Source organism: Dyadobacter sandarakinus, from assembly GCF_016894445.1.
Taxonomy (GTDB): Bacteria; Bacteroidota; Bacteroidia; order Cytophagales; family Spirosomataceae; genus Dyadobacter; species Dyadobacter sandarakinus.
This window is the reverse complement of record NZ_CP056775.1, coordinates 159,449-181,231: the sequence shown is the minus strand read 5'-3', so window position 1 is coordinate 181,231 and position 21,783 is coordinate 159,449. Positions and strand designations below refer to the sequence as shown.

At 48.7% G+C, this 21,783-nt stretch carries 19 protein-coding genes; 7 read left to right on the top strand and 12 right to left on the bottom strand.

The annotated features are described in order from the left end of the window. Positions 1 to 10: 10 nt before the first annotated feature. From HWI92_RS00645 to HWI92_RS00635, 3 genes are all read right to left on the bottom strand, one after another. Positions 11 to 3,145 (bottom strand): SusC/RagA family TonB-linked outer membrane protein, encoded by a 3,135-nt coding sequence (locus HWI92_RS00645; RefSeq protein ID WP_204660286.1) that lies wholly within the window; start codon positions 3,143 to 3,145, stop codon positions 11 to 13. Between the two features lie 538 nt (positions 3,146 to 3,683). Beyond that, positions 3,684 to 4,358, bottom strand: a complete 675-nt coding sequence (locus HWI92_RS00640; protein WP_229248648.1) for an MgtC/SapB family protein — start codon at positions 4,356 to 4,358, stop codon at positions 3,684 to 3,686. Between the two features lie 60 nt (positions 4,359 to 4,418). Then, a complete protein-coding gene (locus tag HWI92_RS00635; RefSeq protein WP_204660285.1) occupies positions 4,419 to 6,773 on the bottom strand; it encodes a mechanosensitive ion channel family protein in 2,355 nt (784 codons plus the stop codon). A gap of 449 nt (positions 6,774 to 7,222) precedes the next feature. On the opposite strand from HWI92_RS00635, the gene HWI92_RS00630 reads away from it, so the two are divergent. Further along, positions 7,223 to 7,609, top strand: a complete 387-nt coding sequence (locus HWI92_RS00630; protein ID WP_204660284.1) for a response regulator — start codon at positions 7,223 to 7,225, stop codon at positions 7,607 to 7,609. A gap of 1 nt (position 7,610) precedes the next feature. Here HWI92_RS00630 and HWI92_RS00625 read toward each other — a convergent pair whose 3' ends face one another. Then, a complete protein-coding gene (locus HWI92_RS00625; RefSeq protein WP_204660283.1) occupies positions 7,611 to 7,838 on the bottom strand; it encodes a hypothetical protein in 228 nt (75 codons plus the stop codon). Between the two features lie 114 nt (positions 7,839 to 7,952). Between HWI92_RS00625 and HWI92_RS00620 the strand changes: the two genes are divergently transcribed. Next, positions 7,953 to 8,510: a DUF4468 domain-containing protein gene (locus tag HWI92_RS00620; RefSeq protein ID WP_204660282.1), complete on the top strand. Its 558-nt coding sequence runs from the start codon at positions 7,953 to 7,955 to the stop codon at positions 8,508 to 8,510. Here HWI92_RS00620 and HWI92_RS00615 read toward each other — a convergent pair. Beyond that, positions 8,507 to 9,343 carry an SGNH/GDSL hydrolase family protein gene (locus HWI92_RS00615; protein WP_204660281.1) on the bottom strand — a complete coding sequence of 279 codons (837 nt, stop codon included), beginning with the start codon at positions 9,341 to 9,343 and terminating at the stop codon, positions 8,507 to 8,509. The two genes, HWI92_RS00620 and HWI92_RS00615, sit on opposite strands and share 4 nt — an antisense overlap. 116 nt (positions 9,344 to 9,459) lie before the next feature. Here HWI92_RS00615 and HWI92_RS00610 point away from each other — a divergent pair, with 116 nt between their 5' ends. Then, a complete protein-coding gene (locus HWI92_RS00610) occupies positions 9,460 to 10,194 on the top strand; it encodes a DNA-formamidopyrimidine glycosylase family protein (RefSeq protein WP_204660280.1) in 735 nt (244 codons plus the stop codon). Positions 10,195 to 10,326: 132 nt separating this feature from the next. Here the strand turns inward: HWI92_RS00610 and HWI92_RS00605 are convergent, their stop codons facing one another. Then, on the bottom strand, positions 10,327 to 10,860 hold the full coding sequence (locus HWI92_RS00605) for a DinB family protein (RefSeq protein ID WP_204660279.1): 534 nt from the start codon (positions 10,858 to 10,860) through the stop codon (positions 10,327 to 10,329). A gap of 202 nt (positions 10,861 to 11,062) precedes the next feature. Further along, complete coding sequence (locus HWI92_RS00600; RefSeq protein WP_204660278.1) at positions 11,063 to 11,317, bottom strand: hypothetical protein; 255 nt, start codon at positions 11,315 to 11,317, stop codon at positions 11,063 to 11,065. A 435-nt stretch (positions 11,318 to 11,752) separates the two neighbouring features. Between HWI92_RS00600 and HWI92_RS00595 the strand changes: the two genes are divergently transcribed. Further along, positions 11,753 to 12,214: a lipocalin-like domain-containing protein gene (locus tag HWI92_RS00595; RefSeq protein WP_204660277.1), complete on the top strand. Its 462-nt coding sequence runs from the start codon at positions 11,753 to 11,755 to the stop codon at positions 12,212 to 12,214. An 88-nt stretch (positions 12,215 to 12,302) separates the two neighbouring features. Here the strand turns inward: HWI92_RS00595 and purL are convergent, their stop codons facing one another. The 3 genes from purL to HWI92_RS00580 all read right to left on the bottom strand — a co-directional run bounded on the left by purL (position 12,303) and on the right by HWI92_RS00580 (position 16,871). Beyond that, positions 12,303 to 15,968, bottom strand: a complete 3,666-nt coding sequence (gene purL / locus HWI92_RS00590) for a phosphoribosylformylglycinamidine synthase (RefSeq protein ID WP_204660276.1) — start codon at positions 15,966 to 15,968, stop codon at positions 12,303 to 12,305. Between the two features lie 73 nt (positions 15,969 to 16,041). Continuing rightward, on the bottom strand, positions 16,042 to 16,518 hold the full coding sequence (locus HWI92_RS00585) for a DUF6644 family protein (protein WP_204660275.1): 477 nt from the start codon (positions 16,516 to 16,518) through the stop codon (positions 16,042 to 16,044). Next, positions 16,518 to 16,871 (bottom strand): DUF6152 family protein, encoded by a 354-nt coding sequence (locus tag HWI92_RS00580; protein WP_204660274.1) that lies wholly within the window; start codon positions 16,869 to 16,871, stop codon positions 16,518 to 16,520. Before HWI92_RS00580 ends, HWI92_RS00585 begins: the two co-directional genes overlap by 1 nt. Positions 16,872 to 17,207: 336 nt before the next feature. Between HWI92_RS00580 and HWI92_RS00575 the strand changes: the two genes are divergently transcribed. Continuing rightward, positions 17,208 to 19,799: a CBM96 family carbohydrate-binding protein gene (locus HWI92_RS00575; protein WP_204660273.1), complete on the top strand. Its 2,592-nt coding sequence runs from the start codon at positions 17,208 to 17,210 to the stop codon at positions 19,797 to 19,799. A gap of 33 nt (positions 19,800 to 19,832) precedes the next feature. On the opposite strand, the gene HWI92_RS00570 is transcribed toward HWI92_RS00575, so the two are convergent. Together HWI92_RS00570 and HWI92_RS00565 are read right to left on the bottom strand one after the other, a co-directional pair. Beyond that, on the bottom strand, positions 19,833 to 20,141 hold the full coding sequence (locus HWI92_RS00570; RefSeq protein WP_229248646.1) for a nucleotidyltransferase domain-containing protein: 309 nt from the start codon (positions 20,139 to 20,141) through the stop codon (positions 19,833 to 19,835). Further along, positions 20,111 to 20,560, bottom strand: a complete 450-nt coding sequence (locus tag HWI92_RS00565) for a nucleotidyltransferase substrate binding protein (protein WP_204660272.1) — start codon at positions 20,558 to 20,560, stop codon at positions 20,111 to 20,113. The genes HWI92_RS00570 and HWI92_RS00565 overlap by 31 nt, the downstream gene beginning before the upstream one ends. 370 nt (positions 20,561 to 20,930) lie before the next feature. Here HWI92_RS00565 and rhuM point away from each other — a divergent pair, with 370 nt between their 5' ends. Further along, on the top strand, positions 20,931 to 21,521 hold the full coding sequence (gene rhuM / locus HWI92_RS25225; protein WP_229248644.1) for a RhuM family protein: 591 nt from the start codon (positions 20,931 to 20,933) through the stop codon (positions 21,519 to 21,521). Between the two features lie 47 nt (positions 21,522 to 21,568). Continuing rightward, positions 21,569 to 21,739, top strand: a complete 171-nt coding sequence (locus HWI92_RS25220) for a Fic family protein (RefSeq protein WP_310589533.1) — start codon at positions 21,569 to 21,571, stop codon at positions 21,737 to 21,739. Positions 21,740 to 21,783: the final 44 nt, after the last annotated feature.

Here is a 21,783-nt window from a genome sequence, read left to right as displayed (position 1 = left end):
TCGTTCCCGTTTAAAATTTGACATTCAGATTGAACCCGATGCTCCGGGTTGGCGGCAGGCCGGGCCAGAAATCGAGCCCGGTAGCATTGTCCGAAGCATTCAGGACTTCTTCGGGGTCCATGTTTTCCGTCCACTTTTTAATGACGAGTACATTGTTGGCGATGGCGCTGATGCGCAGGCCTTTGACAAAAAACTGCTCAGGAAGCAACTTGCCGAGATCATAGCTCAATGTAAGCTGGCGCAGCTTCCAGAAACCTGCATTTGATACAAAATCCTCATTGACACCCAGCGGATTGATGGATTCGTAAAAAGGCTGCACGGCGGCTTTGGTCTGGTTAATCTCCCCGTCGGGATTCACACCATTCCCAATCACGTAGCCTTCGGCCCGGCCGGGCAGCGTCCTTTTGGACAGTCCGTGACGCATGTAGTTAATATTGCGGCCGGCAATCATTTTATGCCCCAGCTTGAAATCGATCAAAGCTGAAAGCATGATGCCTTTGTAGTTGAAAGTATTGGTGATGCCGCCGAAATATCTGGGAAGCGCATTCCCGACATTCATCAGCGTATTATTCCGCATCGGCATGCCGCTGTTTTTGTCAAAAACCTGTCTTCCTTCTTCGTCACGCAGGTATTTGAACGTATACAGCTGACCGAGCGGCTTACCTACGACCATGTTCAGTGTGCGGCCTCCCCCGCCGCCTACGGTAATCACAGTATCCTTTTCGGCAGTACCCAACTTTAATACTTTGGAAGTATTGTAGGATGCATTGAAACTGACATCCCAGGTGAAATCCTTTGTTTTGACAGGCGTGAGATTGATGAGCAGTTCGAGGCCCTGGTTCATGCTGCGGCCCACATTGATGAGCTGATTGGTGTAGGAGGATGCATCGGAAATCTGCGCGGCCAGGATCTGGTCCTCTGTGATTTTGTGGTAATAAGTAAAGTCAAAACCAACCTGATTGTTGAAGAGGCGCATTTCCAGTCCTGCTTCGGCTTCCTTCACACGCAGCGGACGTAGATTCCGGTTTGGGACGGTCATCGCATTGATACCGCCCACAGGCACCAGCTGACCGGAAGGATTGGGGAAGGAGTTGTTGTCAACCGAATAGTACAATGCATTGGAATACGGATTTACATTGTCTGAACCTACCTGTGCATACGCAGCCCTCAGCTTCCCGAAGGTGATCCAGGCAGGCAGGTTGGGAAATGCCTGCGAAAAGATGAAACTACCCGTCACAGAAGGATAAAGGATGCTGCGGTTTTGGGGAGCCAGGGTCGAGAACCAGTCGTTGCGGGCAGTTATGTTCAGGTAAAGAAACTCTTTCCAGGAAATGGTTGCTGCGCCGTACAGCGAGTTGATTTTCTTTTCAGACAAAGCATAAAGCGGATTTTTTACGCGCCCGTTCATGACCGTGTACAGGTCGGGCTGGATGAAGTCCTGCACGGTGACGCTGTTGTAATCCATGCGCGCATACCGCTGATTACCGCCGAGCGTAATATCCAGGCCTATGTTCCCGAAGGTGTGATTGGCACCGAGAATGAAGTCAAGGTTACGTTCGGTGCTGCGGCGCACATCCTGGGTAAATGATCCGTTAACATAGCCTACGGGCGCCTTGGCGATGGGTGCATAACCATTGGGAATGTTATAGTCCTGGCTGCGGACGTAAAAATCCTGTGCAACACGTCCCTGCAGGTACAGCCAGTCGGTAAACTGGTACTTCAGCGCTACATTCCCGAAGATGCGGTCACGGTTGATGTTTTCAAAGTGATGGCTCAGCGAGTAGTAGGGATTATTGCGGACAAGAAAGCGCGAGAAAACGAATTCATCCCCATTGGGCAAGGTCTGGTTCTGGCGGAGCGCATCAAAAGGCATGGAGTTGGCCAGCGTGAATATGACCGTGGAAGTCGCAAAATCCTGCGTATCCAGCTGCGGCGGATTGATGTTCTTCTCTTTGGAATAGTTGATATTGCCCGATGCCGTCAGCTTTCGCGATATATTCTGGGTAAAACCAAGGTTAACCACCTTGCGGTTGAACTTATTATTCTCGACAATGCCGCGGTTGTCCGTATTGGCAAGAGAAAGGCTGAAACCGCCGTTTGCACCATTGTTGGATACGGTAACGGTATTGGTCATGTTGGTACCAACGCGGTAAAATTGCTTAACCCGGTTCCGCACCGGCTGGTAGGGCCAGGTTTCGTTGTCAAACAGGGTTTGGGTCATGCCGGGCTCAAACTTCTCACCAAATGACCACACGCCCGAAGTAGGAAATGCCGTAGTAGGACGCTTGCCGCCTTCACCCTGCCCGTACTCATACTGAAAATCAGTGAAATCCAGTGGCGTGTCGGTAGTGAAATTCAGGTTGTAATCGAGGCCGATACCTTTGCCGGTACCCCGGTTTTTCGTAGTGATCATAACTACCCCATCCTTTGCCCGGGAGCCGTAGAGGGCGGCGGCAGTTGCGCCTTTCAGCACGGTCATAGACTCTATATCATCGGGATTGATGCTCGACAGGCCGTCGCCCCCGTCAGAGCTGTTGGCGGACCGCGGCCCGAAGTCGCCGCCTCCTGCATAGTTGGAGTTATCGATCGGGACCCCGTTGACGACGATCAGCGGATTATTCTGCCCGCTGAATGAGGACTGTCCCCGGATCCGGATCTTGGCGGTGCCGCCCGGCCCGGTAGATAAGGACGAGATATTGACACCGGCCATTTTACCCTGTAACGAGCTGACTACATTAGGCGTACGGTTGGTGGAAATCTGGTCGGCATTCACGGTGGCCGTGGCATATCCCAGCGTTTTTGCCTCGCGTTTGATACCCAGGGCCGTCACTACTACTTCATTCAGGTTTTTGGCTTCCTGGTTGAGGGTGATGTCAATGACAGACTGTGCATTGGCCGCGACCGTCTGGCTGACGTAGCCGATAAATGAAAATACCAGACTGGAACTGGCAGGAACATCAATCGTGTACTTTCCATCGGCATCGGTAACGGTACCTTGCGACGTACCGCTTACCAGCACATTGACGCCGGGGAGCGGCTGATTGTCCTGGCCTTTGACTATGCCGGAGACCCTGTTATTCTGCGCGTTTGCATCAAAGCACAGAATGGTCAGCAGCAAAGCGATTACTGTAAAGATTTTTTCCATACAAGAGAAATCTGGTTACGAAAAAGACAAAGTCCGGCTGGCTGCCTGTACGTTAATGCAGGCAGAATTTTTCTCTAAGACACAGGTATCAGCCCGTCCGCGACACACGAACGCATATCTATATACGAAAACAAAGTAATCGTGGTTTACTGCCGGGCGCGGCGGTAAAAAGCAGGATCACCGGTAGAAAGTGCCCTTATCCTTGCGGTATCTGGAAGTTAGTTTTCATTTAAACGTTTAAGCAAAAAGGATTAAGAGTTTAGGAATAAATATCTTCTTGAACAGGAAATGCATGCCGGAATGAAGAACACTTACTTATGACTTTTTGCCAGAGCGAAGAGGAAGTACGGATATCGCGAAACCAGAGCCTTTATAATTTTATAATTAATCTTTTTTAAAGAACAGCTGATGATTCAAATGTAAGTTTAAACGTTTAAACAACAAAATATTCAAACATTATTTTCTTACAATTAATCAATAAAAAAACATATACACCCTTTGTAGCGCAGTGGCGGTGTATTTCGTGACAGGAACAAAACTATTTCGTCCAGAAGATCTCCTTAATCTGGGGTTCAGACTGGAGGGAATCTACAATCGTCGTCATCTGTGGAACGTTCACATCCTCAAACCGGATCTGTATCACAAACTCTTCATCATTCCGGTCGAAAGTGAAGCTGGCTACGGAAACGTTTTCATTGTTCAGCACCTGTTTGAGAATGTGCGACGGACTGGATTCGAGCGTGGTGGTAATGCGAACGGTTTTATGCCGGAAGCGCTGGGATAACCTTTTTTCCAGCGGCTGCATGATGAGGAGGATAATGATGGCAATGCCCGTCGTCAAACCGGCAGCGAAGTACATACCGCCACCCGTAGCCAGCCCGATGGCGGCCACCGTCCACAAGCCCGAGGCAGTCGTAAGTCCTTTGATGATACCCTGTTTGAGGTACAAAATAGTACCTGCACCTATAAATCCGATGCCGCTCACAACCTGTGACGCTACGCGGGAAGGATCGAGCTCGACGCCCGGATGGGACAGTACATCGCCAAAACCATGGGCCGAAACAATCATGGACAAGGCCGACCCGACACAAACCATCATGTGGGTGCGCATGCCGGCGGTCCAATCCTTACGCTCCCGCTCCAACCCGATGACGGCGCCCAAAACAGCCGCCAGACCGAGGCGAATTGCTATTTCACTCCAATGCAGCATCATTATTAAAGCATTTAAGTAAAACCATTCACAGCGGCACAACCGTCCGGCGGGAGCCAGCTGCTACATAACCTTGATCCCCTCTGCCTTGAAGCGGGTATAAACCTGTTCCAGTACAAAGCTTTTGAAATCACTCTCCTGATACACATTGTCGAGCCAGACCAGAATTTTCAACTCGATGTTATCGGCGGCGATGGCATTGACGAGTATCTGCCGCGGCGCTTTCGTGACAGTGCCCTCGGCCTGGTCTATGATATCCTCGATGACCTTTTTTACGTGTGTAATATCCGCTTCCGAACTGATTTTGAAAGTTATTTCGGTTTTCAGGCGCGCATCACTGGTGGTGTAGTTCACGAGCCTGCCCGACAGCAGGTCACCATTGGGGATGATTACCCGCGATCCCTGTGGCGTAAGCATCCTGCTGGACCTGATCCCGATATCGAGTACCTTTCCTTTTTTGTCGGCCAGCTCAATGTAGTCGCCAATGGTAAACGGTTTTTCAAAAATCAGGATGATACCGGATACAAAGTTGTTGACGATGTTCTGCATACCCAGTCCGATACCGACACCCAATGCACCGATCAGTACGGTGATTTTGCTGAGCGGCACCCCTGACACGGTGACGGCAATGAGGAATCCTACTACCAGAATAACCAGGCGCAGCAACGCCATTTTGGAGCCGCGGTGCACGGTTTCACCCGTAAAGCCGGTATCCGAACCTGAAAACAGGAAGGCCACGTTTTTCTGCAAACTATTTGAAATCCAGATGATGATGCTGAAAAACAGCACATTTTCAAGTGTAAAGGTGACACTGCCGAAAGTCCTGGGTTTTTCCAGGATGCTGGTCAGGAAGTCAAAAACAGACGAGATAATGTTCAGATTGATACAAAAAACGAGCAGCCAGAGTACTACGGACACAAATGACAAGGCACGCTGTGAGTACATGCGGCTTTTCTGAATGCTGATCCGGGAAAAAAGGCGCTTTGAAGCCGAGCTTACGCGGATATGCAGTTCAAGCGCTTCGGTAATGGTATGAACAAATACGGCCAGCCCCACTACCTGCACCAGGCCACTGAGGGCAGTAATGCTGAATGCCTTGGCGAGCGTAAGACGACCGAGGATGTTCAGCACAATGGACAGTACATGCAGCGCAATGTAAATGATCACCACCGGCCTGATAAAACGCTCTTCCAGGGTAACGTGCCGTATCTGGCGGAAGAATTTTGACCCAAAGAAAATAGAACCTACGTTGAGGGCAACCAAAGCGGTGCGCAGAAAAAAGGACTCGTTGACGGCAACATTGGCGACAGCAGTAAGTACATACAGCAAGAGGACCGAAAACCACCATGCAAGCTGGGTACGCGGGAGTTGTTTGAGAAAGAATACCGTGAGTGTCAGCAGCAGCAGAAACTGGTTGAGCTCGATATACACGGACGGAGCACGCGGCTCAAAAAGCGGCGTGATATTGAACAGAAAAATAAGGGTGGCCAGAAAGGGCTTATGGCTGATAAACTTGAAGTCGAGCTCACCTACATCCTTGCGTAGCCGGGCAGTTTCGGCAAAGCTGTAATTGATGTAAATCCATGCAAAAAACCCGATACAGATGAGCAGGAGAAAGATCCTGTTGTCCCAGGTTGACTGGATGAAGTACCTCAATACTTTATTCTGACCGGAATAGGATACGCGTACCAGCTTGTCCACCTTGGCCGTTTCGTCCTGCTGAGGTGCATTCCAAAGATAGCTGGTTTCCTTACCCAGCAGGTTGCGCCCCGACTCTTTGATAAATTCATTGATATTGTTACTCAGTTCATTGGCGGCAAAATACACTTCCGAAACATCGGCCAGCAGGTTGCTCACCGTATCCAGATTGGCCGTGGTTACTTTGCCAGCTTCCTGCAACTTGAACCTCAGATCGCGGATTTGCCTGTAATACAGCTTGCGCTGTGTGGAGTCGCCGCTTTTTACGGCCAGCAGCGAATCCCTGCCAAACTCGATCACATCGGTTGACATTTTTTGCAGCTCCGCATTGTACCTGGAAAGCTGCCGGCGCCAGGTGGCCGTTTTTTGCTGAACATCCGTCAGCATGAGCCGGTAATTGGCCAGGTTTTTACTATCGGGAACAGGCTTTGCCACGCTGATCGCTTCCTCGATCTGACGCACATTTGAGCGGGCGGTTTTCAGGTCGTTGATAATTCCCTGGCTGTTATAACCTTTTTTGTTGGCCGCATTGATCTGCGTGACTGCGGCTTGTGCCTGCTCAATTTTGAACAGCAGGGTATCGGGGATGACTGTGGCGAGGGGCTGCCTGGGCGAACTGGCAGCAGAGTCCTGGGCAAGTGCCGCAACATTGAAAATACACAATGTGCACAGCAGCCCGAAAATTTGTGTAAATGAGCGGTTGAATTTTCTAACAAGCAAAAATAAGCGGTAACTGAAAAGATCCCTGTCGGATAGCATAGTATGGATTTTAGCGGGTACTTGTGCTCTTTTAGCAAGAGAACAGCGATTTTCGCAAAAATTCCGTACCAATAAACGTCACCGGTCAGTGCGGGACCGTCAACTGCCGTTTCTCTGGCCTATTTTTTTTTACGTAACTACTCAGGATGATTTTAAAAATTTTTAATTTTAGGAAACTGGCAAAAGTTCTATTGCTACCCCACTCTGTCTCAACGTGCTATACTTAGTAAATTTGAACCCCTCTATGACAATAACCTATGAAGCTGCCTGTCTGTTCCCGCTCCCGCCTGTGTCTGTGCTGCCAGAGTCATGCCACCAGATTCTGTTTTTTTCCTCCATTGTAAGTGAGGTGCGCAACAAATGCCGCCTGATCGCTTCATTTTGCTAATCTTTTTCTGCTCACCTTCACAATGAAGTTTTTAACTATTGATAATCAGGCCCTGATTCAGTTTGGATTGAAATTCCTGATTGAAACACATTTTCCAGACGCAGCAATACACCAGGTTGCCAACAAGGATGCAGCTTTCGATGCATTGGAAGAGGAAAATTTTGATCTTGTTTTTATAGGCATCCACGATGACGAACAGGATGGCTTTACCTGGCTGAGCAAGGTAAAGGCGTTGCGTCCGCTTTCGAAATTTCTTGTGTACCTGCCATTTGAGGAGCAGGAAACCAGGAATGCCTACCTACGGGCAGGTGCCGACGAGGTAGTTTCCTTTCGCGCAGGGCTGAACGAAATTGCTGATTGTTTCAGAATATTGCTTGAAGCAACGTATGTGACGCCCCGCCACGGCTAGTTCATACCAGCACTACTCCCCTGGGTACTCCATCGCGGTTTTCGGAGTAGTCCAGCGCGAGGTGCTTGCCGGTCTGTTCAGCCTCTTCAAGCATTTCAAACACTTTTCTTTCGCCGAGCATCAGCAATGCCTGGAAGAGTACGCTTGCATAGGTACACTCAGCCGTACCCGGTCCTTTTTCTTTTGCAAGGTCATTATAATGTCCAAAAAGATCTTTACCTTTTCCCATAAGTGTACAGTTTTTGATCAAAAAGGCCTGCAAACATTGTACCTACTCAATGTACATGTAGTGGCGCGCAAACAAAATCCGTTATTTTTACCGCCCTACATTCCAATCTGCATTTTGAAATACATTCTTGCATTCATATTCTTCTTTACAGGGTCCGCCGGTTATGCCCAGGATGGTGTCCTGCCCCTTGACAAAGACAAAAACGTGTACTACTCCGACGTTGCAAAGCCCGACCTGCCCAAAGATTCCATCTTTAAAAAAGCACAGGAATGGGTTGTAAGAGCATTCGGTAACTATGAAAATGTGGTTACGCTGGAAGCCGCTGATGCCGGGCGGATCGTGCTGACCAGCTATGCACAGGTACTTACTTCCAAATTTGAGTACGTGCGCTATGACATGACCATCGATTGCGCCGATAAGCTGCTGAACATCCGCATCAGCAACCTCGACGGTGTGTCGACCACGCACAGCCCCGAGAAGCTCGGCGTGAAAGACAATGACCTGATTACGGCCCGTGAGCAGGCGTTGAAGATTGAGTCCGGCCGCAGAAAAAAGTCGGATATCGAGGATGAAATAAAAGCGCTGAAAGCTGATAACGAATCTGTTAACAATGCGATGTACAAGCTGCTTGCCGATCTCAAGCTATATGTCAGCGAGGGCGAAACGCACTAAAGTCCTTTCCATTTTTCGGCCAGCATACGTGCGATCACTTCATAACCCTTGTCGGAAGGATGCAGGCCGTCGTAGGTCATATTCACGGCATCGGCAGGATACGGGTACTCATCTTTTTCCGGATCAAATGGTACGTCAATGTAGCCGGGATAGCGGTAGTTTTCGTAGCTGCCAGTCCCCGGCTGCCGCAGCCTCTTAAAGTTGACCATATTATCCTGCGTGATGCCGCTATCGTGGTAAAGATCCACGATTCCGAGCTTTTCATGCCTGCCAATTTCCACAACAGCATTGACGAACTCTTCGAGTGTCCTGCCGTTTTTAGGCTTGTATGAGCCAAATGCATTATTTCTGAAGTTATTTATATATACAAAATCACCCCGCTGCATGGGCGTGATCAGGATTACTTGTGCTTTTTTATTGAGTGTTTTAAGTTTATCCAGAATAATCCTGAAAGAGCCATGTACAGTGCCTGTACCCGTATTTTCCTCAAAATCGCGGATTGTGCCCAGCGTTTTTCCCTGCCACCAGTCATTGGTACCCAAAAAAACCGTATATACATCCGCCTGAACCAGACCGATGGAATCAATGCGTGTGGCAATGTTCACCGATGTCCACCCATTATGCCCCTGATTGATGTATTGCACATTCGGGTGCTGCCTGGTGATGCGCGTAAGATAACCTTCGGTCACGCGGTTGCCCGTTTCGTCCTGGTGATCATTGAGATAGGTTATGGAGTCGCCGATCGCTACCCAGGTTACTTTTCGCGGAGCCGGTGCGAGGGCTGTCAGGAGCAGCAATAATAATGGAATGAACTTGCGGAAACGGTGCGGCATGGGGCTGTCAGGTTATATCCTGCAAAGGGCACCGCAGGCTCATTCTAACCACAGTCCAATGGATTCGGCAAGAAAACTGGCATTATTGTTGATCGGAAAAGGGAATTTGAAGCATTATGCCGGAAGGTCCATCTATTGTCATACTTCGCGAAGCTGTTGAGAAGCTGCACCTGGAAGGTCAGCTGATCCGGCTTGTGGAGGGTAATACCACAGTTGATACGAACGAATTGACCACTCACCCGGTACGGGAGTTCAGGTCATGGGGCAAGCATTTTCTGGTGTGCTTTGATGATTTCACGCTGCGGATCCATTTTATGCTTTTTGGCAGCCACCTGATCAATGAGCAGAAAAAGTCACCGCCACGCCTGAGCCTGATCTTTGACGATGCCGAGCTCAACTTCTATTCGTGCTCCGTCAAGATCCTCGACGCACCTGCGGAATCGATTTACGACTGGTCTGCCGACATCATGTCGGAGCAATGGGATGGACAAAAAGCCTTCGAAAAGCTAAAACAAAATCCGAAAATGCTGGTGTGCGATGCATTGCTGGATCAGAACATCTTTTCAGGCAGTGGTAATATTTTTAAAAATGAGGTACTATTCCGCACCCACGTACACCCACTCTCGCGATTGGGCGACCTACCTGATGAAAAGCTGCACGAACTGGTGGAGGGTGAGCGCATGTACGCTTTCGATTTCCTGAAGTGGAAAAAGGAATTGACCTTAAAGCAGCATTGGGAGGCACATACAAAGAAAATCTGTCCACGCTGCCTGGTTCCATTCCACAAGGAATACCTCGGCAAGACAAAGCGAAGAAGCTACTTCTGCATCCACTGCCAGCACCTATACTAACCTGAAAAAACACTCACTCACTCACTCACTCACTCACTCACTCACTCACTCACTCACTCACTCACTCACTCACTCACTCACTCACTCACTCACTAATTCAGTCATTCAGTCATTCACTCATTCAATCATTAACTATTCCCCTCCCCTAAACACCCACTCACTCCCCATCCCTGCCTCCTGGCGCAAAAGCAGGTTAAGCTGCGCCGCATGGTGCTGTACGTGCCGCAGGTTGTAGATCAGGATTTCGAGTGCGGCATAATCCATCTCGCCGCCCGGCTCAATCCAACGCTCACTGATGTTTTCCTCAGATAGCCCGAAGATGGTCTCCCGGCATTTCGCCCGGACTTCCTCTACATACCCGAGCATTTCGGGCTGGGTGTAATGCTTATCGGGCACCATATCCCCTACAACACCGTCCGGAATTTCGTCAGGCTCAGTAAAGGAAAATGGTAAAATGGCATGAAATGTTTCCGGTGCAGGGATGGTCAGATAGTATTCAGCAAGGATCAGCGCATGATAGGCAATGTAGAAAAAGCGCTTTTTCGTATTCCACAATTGCTGCGGACACCGTTCTATGGCATTGCCCAGCGTAATAAGCCCCGCTTCAAATTGCTGAAAGAGGCTGGTTTGGATGGTCGTGATGAGCTGGGGATTGTTGTTGGACATTGGATATTGTGCTAATTAGTTTGAGATGGTACAGGGTATCAAACATCAACCCTCTGGTAATATGAAGCGACAATCCTGCAAAGCCAAATAGAAGAGAGAAAAAACATCGTCAGTAAATCCACATGAAAGCAATTTCAAAAGGAACGTCAAGCAATTCACTCACTCACTCAATCAATCATTCAGTCATTCAATCATTCAATCATTAATCCCTGCCCCTCTTCTCCTGAAAGAAAAACAGCAAATCCCGAAAAGACCAGAATACATCGGCAGTCTGGGCATTGTAGCCGAGTTCTTTCTGGGCAAGCACGTAGCCGCCGTACATGGCCCAGAGATGCTCACACCAGGTATCGGCCGGGCTGGCACTCAGCAACTCCTTGACCTGCCGGCCATAAGCGAGAATTTCCGCATCGTCGGACCGGGCGTCGGCAGAGTCGGCTTCGGTTGTTTGATTGTACATAAAACGCGTTTTTTGGGATGGATAAAAAAATAAATGCCCTGTCTTAGGTGTCCCGCGCTCGCGTAAGCGCCTTGGGGCTTTCGCCTGATCCACACCATAACAGGGCAATACTTCTGAGCTTTTTCATTTTACGCGCATTTTTTGGGAATGCGCATATTCGGGAGAAATGTTTTTCGATGCAAATGGGGATGGGGGTATTTTTCAGGACTGTAACGACTATCTGAAAAATTCAATAAAGATGGCTGCTTAAACATGAGTTGCCCGAAAATATCGGACAACTCATGTTTTGCATTTCATTTACAGATCATACCAAACTCAGGTGATAATCTGGTGCATTGAGGGAGTAACTGCGGGAGTAAACGAAGGAGTAAAAGGTATTCCGGTAGACAAAATGACTCAGATCCTTTTATGTGAGAAAATTCATTTTAACTAACCATGCACATCAGATACCTCTCCTTTGCGGCTCTGCTGGCTTTAACTGCCAGCTGCAACTCCAAGCCTGAAACCGGCACCACATCCCAACCACAAACCCTCGCCGGTACCTGGTTCCTGCATTCCAGCCAGATCATCGAAAAAGGTGATACCGTTGACACTTTTCCGGTGAAGGACGAGGAAATGATCAAGACGTTCACCGACACGCATTTCACTTTCATGAAACACGACACCCGGCAGGGAAAAGGCGATTCAGCGGTATTTTCTGCGGGTGCGGGGACTTACACCTTAAAAGGAGAAGATTACACCGAAAAGCTGCAGTACTGCAACTACCGGGAATGGGAAAACCATGACTTTCAATTCAAGCTTCGCATGCATGGAGATACCATCATCCAGACGGGCGAGGAGAAGATCGACAGCCTCGGCATCAACCGAGAGATCCGGGAGGTATATGTGAGAAAATAACCCGCAACAAAAAAGCCCGCTGCCAGAAAAATCCGCAGCGGGCCACTATCGACACTATTCTCGTCACTCTCCCTTCCTCCTTTTCCTCCTACTCCCTTCTCCCCTCAATCCACTTCCTGGCATTCACAAATGCCTCCATCCACGGACTTACTTCGTCCTTGCGGCCAGCCGGGTAATGCGGCCAGTGCCACTGGAAGAGCGAACGCTCGATGTGCGGCATGGTTACGAGGTGACGGCCGGTTTTGTCACAAAGCATAGCCGCCAGGAAGTCTGATCCATTGGGAGCAGCCGGGTAGGTATGGTATGCATATTTGGCTACAATGCCGTAATCCTCCTCTTCGTGAGGCAGGTAAAAACGTCCTTCTCCATGCGATACCCAAACGCCCAGCGTACTTCCCGCCAGGGTCGACAGCATGACGGAATTATTTTCCTGAACAACCAGCGAGGTAAAGATACTCTCGTGCTTCCCGCTCTCATTGTGCAGCATTTTGGACGGATATTCGTGCTCGGGATTGATCAGGTTAAGCTCTATAAACAGCTGACAACCATTGCATATCCCTACCGAAAGGGTATCGTCCCGCTTGAAGAAATTTTCCAGCGCTACTCTTGCCTTTTCATTGTACAAAAACGCGCCCGCCCAACCCTTGGCTGACCCGAGTACATCGGAGTTGGAAAACCCTCCTACTGCACCCAGAAACTGGATATCTTCCAACGTCTCACGTCCGGAAATAAGGTCAGTCATGTGCACGTCTTTCACATCAAAACCTGCCAGGTACATGGCATTGGCCAGTTCCCGCTCGGAGTTGCTGCCTTTTTCACGAAGGATTGCAGCTTTCGGGCGTGCATTGGTTTCGCTGATCTGAGGTCTTGCTCCGTCGAAATGCGCCGGGAAGTTATATTTCAGCAGGTGATTTTTGTAGTTATCATAGCGTTCCTTGGCCAGCACATCGCCACTCTGTTTTTTATCCAGCAGGTACGATGTCTTAAACCAGATATCGCGTAGCTTCTCTATGTCGAAAGCCCACTCTTCGGAGCCATCTTTAAGCTTAAACTCCGCGGTCGTAAGTACATTTCCCAGTTTATGAAACTCAATTTCCTTTTCGGTCAGCAGGGCTTCAATGTCGCTTCCGGCCTGGAATACGATGCCGATGTTTTCCGCAAAAAGCTTCGTGATCGTATCTGCGCTGCCCAATGTGGTCAGATCCACTTCAAGGCCAAGTTCCCTGTCTGCAAAGCACATTTCGAGCAAGGTAGTAACCAGTCCGCCGCTGCCGATATCGTGTCCGGCCTGAATCTGACCATTTTTGATCAGGTCCTGAATGGCGTTGAATGTTATTTTAAACTTCGCGGCATCGATCACATCCGGTGTTTCCGATCCTATTTTATTGACGATCTGTCCCAGGGACGAACCGCCCAGTTTATAGCTGTCGCCGGATAGATTGATGTAGTAAACCGCGCCTCCGTCTTTTTGCAAAACCGGCTCTACCACAGCCCTGATGTTATCGCAATGTCCGGCAGCCGAAATAATGACGGTTCCCGGTGCAATCACCTCGTCGCCCTTGTACTTCTGCTTCATGGAAAGCGAATCCTTTCCTGTCGGGATATTGATGCCCAGACTAATCGCAAAATCGGAGCAGGCCTGAACGGCCTGGTATAAACGTGCGTCTTCACCTTCATTTTTACACGCCCACATCCAGTTGGCCGACAATGACACACTTTCCAGGCCATCTTTCAAAGGAGCCCAGATAATGTTGGAGAGTGCCTCTGCGATGGCGTTGCGGCTACCTGCCGCAGGGTCGATCAATGCAGAAAGCGGCGCATGCCCGATAGATGTGGCAATACCATCCTTTCCCCGGAAGTCAAGGGCCATCACACCTACATTGTTCAGCGGTAACTGAAGAGGTCCCACGCATTGCTGCTTGGCCACGTGGCCACCAACGCAACGGTCAACCTTGTTGGTAAGCCAGTCTTTACAGGCGACGGCTTCCAGCTGCAATACGTTTTCCAGAAATTCATTGACCTGCGTCGGCAGGTAAATGATGGCTGCATATTCCTGTTTTACCGTTTTATCCTGCATAATAACCTTGGGCGAGCTCCCGAACATGTCGCTCAGATCCAGGTCCATGGGCTTTACGCCGGTACTTGCCGATTCAAAAGTAAAACGGTGATCCCCCGTAACCTCTCCCACGGTATACAGGGGAGCGCGCTCGCGATCAGCTATGCGTTTGAGTGTTTCAAGGTTTTCAGCACTGATCACCAGTCCCATACGTTCCTGGGATTCATTGCCGATGATTTCTTTGGCAGAAAGTGTGGGATCACCAACCGGCAGCTTGTCCAGGTCGATCTTGCCGCCTGTTTCCTCCACCAGCTCCGACAAGCAGTTCAGGTGCCCGCCTGCACCGTGATCGTGGATGGATATAATTGTATTATTATCGCTTTCAACCAGTGCACGTACGGCATTGGCCACGCGCTTCTGCATTTCAGGATTAGAGCGCTGGATCGCATTCAGTTCGATACCCGATCCCAATGCCCCGGTATCGGCTGATGATACGGCCGCGCCGCCCATCCCGATCCTGTAATTCTCGCCTCCCATCACTACAATCTGGTCTCCGGGTTGAGGCGAAAGTTTTTTGGCCTGATCGGCTTTGCCGTAACCAATGCCGCCTGCCTGCATAATTACTTTATCGTAACCCAGCTTGCGGCCATTTTCTTCATGTTCAAATGTGAGTACGGAACCGGCAATCAGCGGCTGACCAAATTTGTTACCGAAGTCTGTCGCACCATTGGACGCCTTGATCAGGATGTCCATCGGTGTTTGATAGAGCCACTTACGCTCCGCCATGCCCCGCTCCCAGTGCCGGTCATTAGTGAGGCGCGAAAGGGCTGTCATGTATACGGCTGTTCCGGCCAGCGGTACAGAACCCTGGCCTCCCGCCAGCCGGTCGCGGATTTCACCGCCGGACCCTGTGGCAGCACCATTGAAAGGCTCTACAGTAGTAGGGAAATTGTGGGTTTCCGCTTTCAGGGACAATACCGATTCAAATTCCTTTTTTGCATAAAAATCGGGAACATCAGCGCGTTTGGGCGCAAATTGCTCCACAACCGGACCTTTCACAAATGCCACGTTGTCCTTATATGCAGAAACAATGGAATTGGGATTGGTCTCGGAAGTTTTCCGGATCAGCTTAAAGAGCGACAATGGCTTTTCTTCCCCGTCAATTACAAATGTGCCGTTGAATATCTTGTGCCTGCAATGTTCCGAGTTAACCTGGGAGAAGCCGAAAACCTCCGAGTCGGTAAGCTTACGGCCGATTTTTTGTGAAAGGTTGTTGAGGTAGTCCACCTCGTCCTTGCTCAGGGACAATCCTTCCAGCCTGTTATAAGCGCCGATATCGGCGATTTTCTGGATCGGCTCCGGCTTGATATCGATGGTAAAGATCTCCTGGTTAAGCTCGCTGTACTTCTGCGAGAGCATCGGATCAAACTCATCGTAAGTGAAGTTCACCCGCCTGAACTGCTCTATCCGGATCACACCCTGAATGTCCATATTCTGGGTGATCTCTACGGCATTGGTGCTCCATGGCGTGACCATGGCAGCACGGGGACCAACAAAAAACTCCGTGATGACAGTCTCATCCCGGAGTTCAGCGCCGCCAAAAAGCCATGTAAGTTTCGACGTGTCTGTGGCAGTTAGCGTTCGTTCTATTTGGAGTGCAAAAACAGTATCCTGTTCGTCAGCAAAGAAGTAAATCATAGTATCGAATTATGGTGCAAAGTTAATTCAAAAAATGCTCGATGCCGAGCTACACCATGTAATTTGTGGTTTTTCAATACGCAAGCAGCCTTCCGCAGGCAATTACAGCAATCCAGGCGGTCAGGGAAATTACAGCGAAAATCTTTGCAGCGGCGGGAACATTCCCGGCATGCATGGCTTCCGCTTTTTTAGAAATAACCTGGTGAAAAACGGCTGCATTGATCCCGGCTAGTACGATGAGCAGCAGCTTGGTCCAGAACACCGGGTCATTTCCGAGCGATTGTGCATTGGTAATAAAAAGCAGCAGGCCCGAAGGAACGATCAAAATCAGTCCGCGCGCCGACCATGGCAGCACATGCCTTGCAAGTGCAGTTACCGGGATGTTCCGGGAGTAGCCCAGCAGGCGAAGGTCAAACAGGAAAGCGGCGCCAGCCAGCATGACAATACCGAGTATATGGACGATCTCCAATGCCGGGTACAGCCAGAGTGACTGCCTGATGCCCACTGCCCAGGACGACTTTTCGAGCCAGGTGAGCAGCTCGGCTTCCACTACCGGAGTTCGTATTTGTTGCCGTCGACAAATATGCGTTCGGCCCGCATTTCATTTTTGTCGGTTTTATGAGGATATGCAACAAGGCGCACAGAGGTCCCTTTTTTGATCATATCAGCAGTTAAGCCCCGGTCAGACATGCGGCTGGTGGGTGCAAGAAAGACGGTAACTGTCTCTTTTTTGTACTTCACTTTGGCCAGTACATGCGGATTTTCATAAACCGATTCGTCAATTTTTGTTTTGAAATCAATGGGCTTGGTTTGATCGTAATCGGCCCAACCGTGGTGCAAAGCGGTGAATGATCCCAGCAACAGAACCGCAGCTACCAGTGAAAGTTTCTTTAAGGAATTCATATTCAGCCGTTTTTGATGATCATGTAAGTTAACCAAATCCGTAAGCCTAGCAAACTAAAACAATGGTAACAAACGCCTGAAAACAACAAAAGGTCCTATCAGGACCATTTGCTGTCTTTTCCCACATAACTCTTTACCTCGGTATCCTATATAGTATAAATTTCGCGCCTAACTGATGTAATTCTACAAGAAAATATTCAGATGTAACCTGTAAGTTGCTGATGCTTACCTGCGGAATAAGTTTTTTTTTAATAAATATTTAAAAATGCAGTATCTGCCAACCAAAATGGTCTAATAGTTAAAAGATGCCTGTTTATGCAAAAACCTAACCTGTTTATGAGAGAATTCTCCCTGCCCTTTTCATTATTACTGCTTTGTATTGCCTCGTTCGGTGTAATTGCACAGCCTGCTGTTCAATGGGACAAAACCATTGGAGGAGATTACTCTGATATTCTGAGATCAGTCATTCAGACCCGGGACGGAGGATACATCCTCGGCGGAAGTTCAGAAAGCTCCATTTCGGGTAATAAAACGGCTCCATACAAGGGCCGTTTTGACTATTGGATTGTAAAGGTAGCACCCGATGGCTCCAAAAAATGGGACAGATCGCTGGGTGGAACCAATGAAGAAACGCTCTATGCTGTTAAAGAGGCGGCTGACGGCAGCTTTTTTGTGGCGGGACAATCATTCTCCACCGTCAATAGAGATAAAACGGTACCTAGCAAGGGTCTGGGAGATATCTGGATCGTTAAGCTGAGTGCCTCAGGACAGATCAACTGGCAAAAAACGATTGGCACAAGAGCCAATGAGACCATGAGCACCATGGAAATTACGCCCGATGGCGGATTGGCTATTGCCGGTACAACTTCCCCACCCGATCAGTACGGCACTCCTACCAACAGAGGGTGGTTTTTGAAACTGGATTCCCTGGCAGAGTTACAATGGAGCAAAGACATATTTGTCGATGGAAAAACACCCAGCCTTAATACAGTAACACTTACACCCGACGGAGGATATTTGCTCGGCGTAGGTACCGGAACATTACAGGACTCAGGAGGCACCTATTACCTGGTAAGATTGACATCCGCAGGCAATGTACTCTGGACCCGGGAGTTTAAGGGCACTTATAATAGCAGCGTCTTACAGTCGGTGATTGCTACCCCGGATGGCGGATATGTATTGGGCGGAACCACTAATGCCGCCGCAGGTTTCGACAAATCCGAAGAAAGCATTGGTTTCGACTATTGGATCATCAAAATCACCTCCAATGGAATAAAGGAGTGGGAAAATACCATCCAGGGTTCTGACAATGATCATTTTGCAGGGATGCAGCTTACGAAAGACGGAGGTTATCTGATTGCGGGCAGTTCCTTGTCCGAAACGGGCCTGGATAAAACGGTAGCTAATAACGGATATTCAAATATCTGGCTGGTAAAACTTTCAGCAACCGGAAGCATTGTCTGGAATGACGTGATCGGAAGCAACAACCGGGAATATGGCGATAGAGCTTCGGATATCATTGCAACCCGTGATGGCGGCTACCTGCTTGCAGCGACCTCAAGCTCCCTGACTGGCGGAGATAAAACCGAAACTTCACGCGGCCAGGAGGACTACTGGATCGTCAAGCTTGCCCCTGAAAGTGCAGCACTCCCGAAAATGCCCATCCGGATCAATGCAGGCGGGCCGGCTTTCACGACTGCTACCGGGAAATTGTTTACTGCGGATCAATATTACGCCGGCATTGAACGGCCAAGTACAGTTGCTACCGGCGACATTCTCAATACAACCAATGATGTGCTTTACCGCTCGGGCCGGATCTCGCCTTCTTTCAGCTACAATATCCCGATTATGAGCGGAGAAGTGAATGTAACCCTGCATTTTGCCGAAACCTACTTTGGTACACCCGGTAAAAAGGGAGGAGCAGGCAGCAGGCAGTTTCATGTAAACATGGAAGGCAGCCGCAAGCTGACCAACTATGACATCTTCGTTGCTGCCGGGGGAGCCATGCGCGCAGTTCAGGTAACCTTTCCTGTCACGGTTACGGATGGTTTACTGAACATCGACTTTCTGACCGGAGCTGCCGACATGCCCAGGATTTGCGCCATTGAAGTGATGAGTGCCGGCCTGACCCTGAACCCGATTGCCGATTCCTATGTGCAGGGCGGGATTTATAGTTATAACAACTATGGAACTGCAAACCTGCAAATCAAATCCTTGACAAATGATCCGGACGTAAGCCGCGCTGCTTACCTGAAATTTCAGTTGCCGGCTACGGGCGTGATCACCTCGGCCAAGCTGCGCATTTACGGGCATAACCATGAAAACAGCAATGGTATCAATCTGCATGCTTTTGGCGTAAATGATGACAGCTGGACAGAATCGGGCATTAACAAAACCAATGCGCCGGCTGCCTCGACACCTTCGCTGGGATCTGTGGCAGTCAATGGTCAATACCAGAATTATGAAATTGATGTTACCAGCTATGTGAAGGCACAGCAGCAATCCGGCGATGGCATGGTGAGCCTGCTTTTGGATGATCCCAGCAGCCGCAATATCAAACTGGTTTTTAACAGCAGGGAAATGAACAGGGCTCCGCAGCTATTCATCCAGGCTTCGAGCAGTGGTGCGCGGGTTAGTCAGGAAGCAGTTGTATCTGAAACACCGGAAAAGGAGCCGTCGGCTATTTACCCCAACCCGGTTAAAGACCAGCTGACAGTTTCGCTTTCGGCTGGCCATTCCGGACCGATTTCTTTTGAGCTGATCAATGTATTCGGAAATGGGTACAAGCTTACGGCGCCTCAAAGTGCCAGACCGGGAGAAAGTACAGCATTGAACATCGCCAATTTGCCTGTTAATACAGGCATTTACCTGCTAAAAATTGAATCGGAGACATTCACGGAGCTTGTCAGAATGGTTATTGAAAAGTAGGTAGCTCATGTTTCAATTCTGAGATTTGCACGATCAATGCGTTTTTTCAAAAAACACTATTCCTACCCGGTTAATATGGTTAATCAAGTCCTGATTCTCAATTTTGTGGAGGGCAAAGAGGTCGATCTTGTACGGCAGCATCAGGTCGTCCAGCTTTATTTCAATCTTGAATATTTGAGACAGATCAAGCTCCGGCCCTACCAAAACCAGATCAATATCGGAGCCGTTTCGGTAATTCCCTTTTGCGCGCGATCCATATAAAATCGCCTGCTCTATTTGAGGATGCTCAGCAAATACGCCCTGAATGCCCTTTATTGTTTTTTCTGATAATCCGTACACCATTCGTTTCTTGCTCTGATATGCTCCATCGTTTCCTGAAACGTTACAAATAGCGGGTAAAACTGACCGACAATGTTTGTGTAAATCTCTTCAGAAATTTCCTCGTTATAGGTGTGGCTGGTGAGCTTTCTTTTTTTGATCATTTCCATCCAGTTGTTCCCGTCTGAGATCAAATTAACACTAAAAGCCTGCCGCGTTGCATTTCTTAAACCTCTGATTTCCGTATTGCCCTGGTAAATGAAAAAATCCTGCATTACTTTCCAGGCCAGCTCGTGCGTGTATTCGAATGCTTGGATAACGCCCTGTCTTTCGAGTTCACTCAACGAACGTTCGGCATCAAGCTGCAATGCTGCACCCAGCTTTTTAAGAGCCTTTTTATAATTTTCAAAGCGCTGCTCCCAGCGGATATCCTGCTCGCTCATAGGTTCTGTTTTGTGCTAAAATCAAATCTTACTTCCCGATACATTATCTATTATTAGCTAAATAACAGTCAGTTACATCTATCGAGGTACAAAATGGGTACAAAACCCGATTGATTAGGAACAATCAATTTAAGAATTACCATCACTTATTTGTATCGAACATCTACCCAAACCGGTTACAAACGTCCTCAAAAAAGTGCTTCGTACCTTACTTCAAGCCGAAAATACTTGATTTCAACCTAACCTTCCATTTATCAGCTGTTACTTAACTTCGAAGCAAGGAATCTTGGTATGGAGAATCTGATAGAAACTTACATAAGCAAGGACGACAAAGACTCAGACCGAGCTAAAATTTGATCAGTGAGACAGTTTGGCTTACGCAGATAATGATGCCAGACCTGTTTCAGACGACCGTACCCAATATCAATATGCACCTAAGCAATGTATTTCGGATGGTGTACTGATCGAAGAAGCAACTATTAAGAATATCTTGATAGTTCGAATGGAGGGAAAAAGAGAGGTAAAACGGAACCAGAAGGTTTACAATCTTGATGCAATTATCTCAGTGGGCTACCGTATCAAATCTGAGACAGCTGCAAAATTTCGCCAGTGGGCTACCCAGCGTTTAAGGGACTATCTGATACAGGGTTACGCCATAAACGAGAGGCGGCTAGCCCAGAAGCAACAGCAAGTTCAAATCCTGAAAGACGGAATTCGTATTCTAAGCAGAGCCATCGAAACGAAGATCGGAGACCTAGATATTGCATGGCTTGACCAATTTGCAAAATGTCCTGAGCTCCTAGACGACTACGATCACGAAAATCTTGACCAGAAAGGTCGAAACATGCATCCAGCTGCATACCGGGAGTTGCCAGACTACCAAACAGTCATCGAAGCAATAAGAAGCGAATTCGATTCCTCTGTTTTTGGTAAAGAGAAGGATGATAGTTTCAAAAGCTAAGTAGCACAGATCAGCAAAGATTCGGTGACGTCGACTTCTGTCCCTCAATCGAAGAAAAGGCAGCCACCCTACTCTATCTGATAATCAAGAACCATTCATATGTGGACGGCAATCAGCGCATTGCTGCCGCCTGTTTTTTACTTTTTCTATCCGTGAATGGATTGTTAAGAGCAACCGACGGAAGTGTGCTAATCTGTAATGAAACACTTGTCCCTTGATGTATCTTGCAGCTGCTAGCCAGCCGGATGAGATGGACACGGTA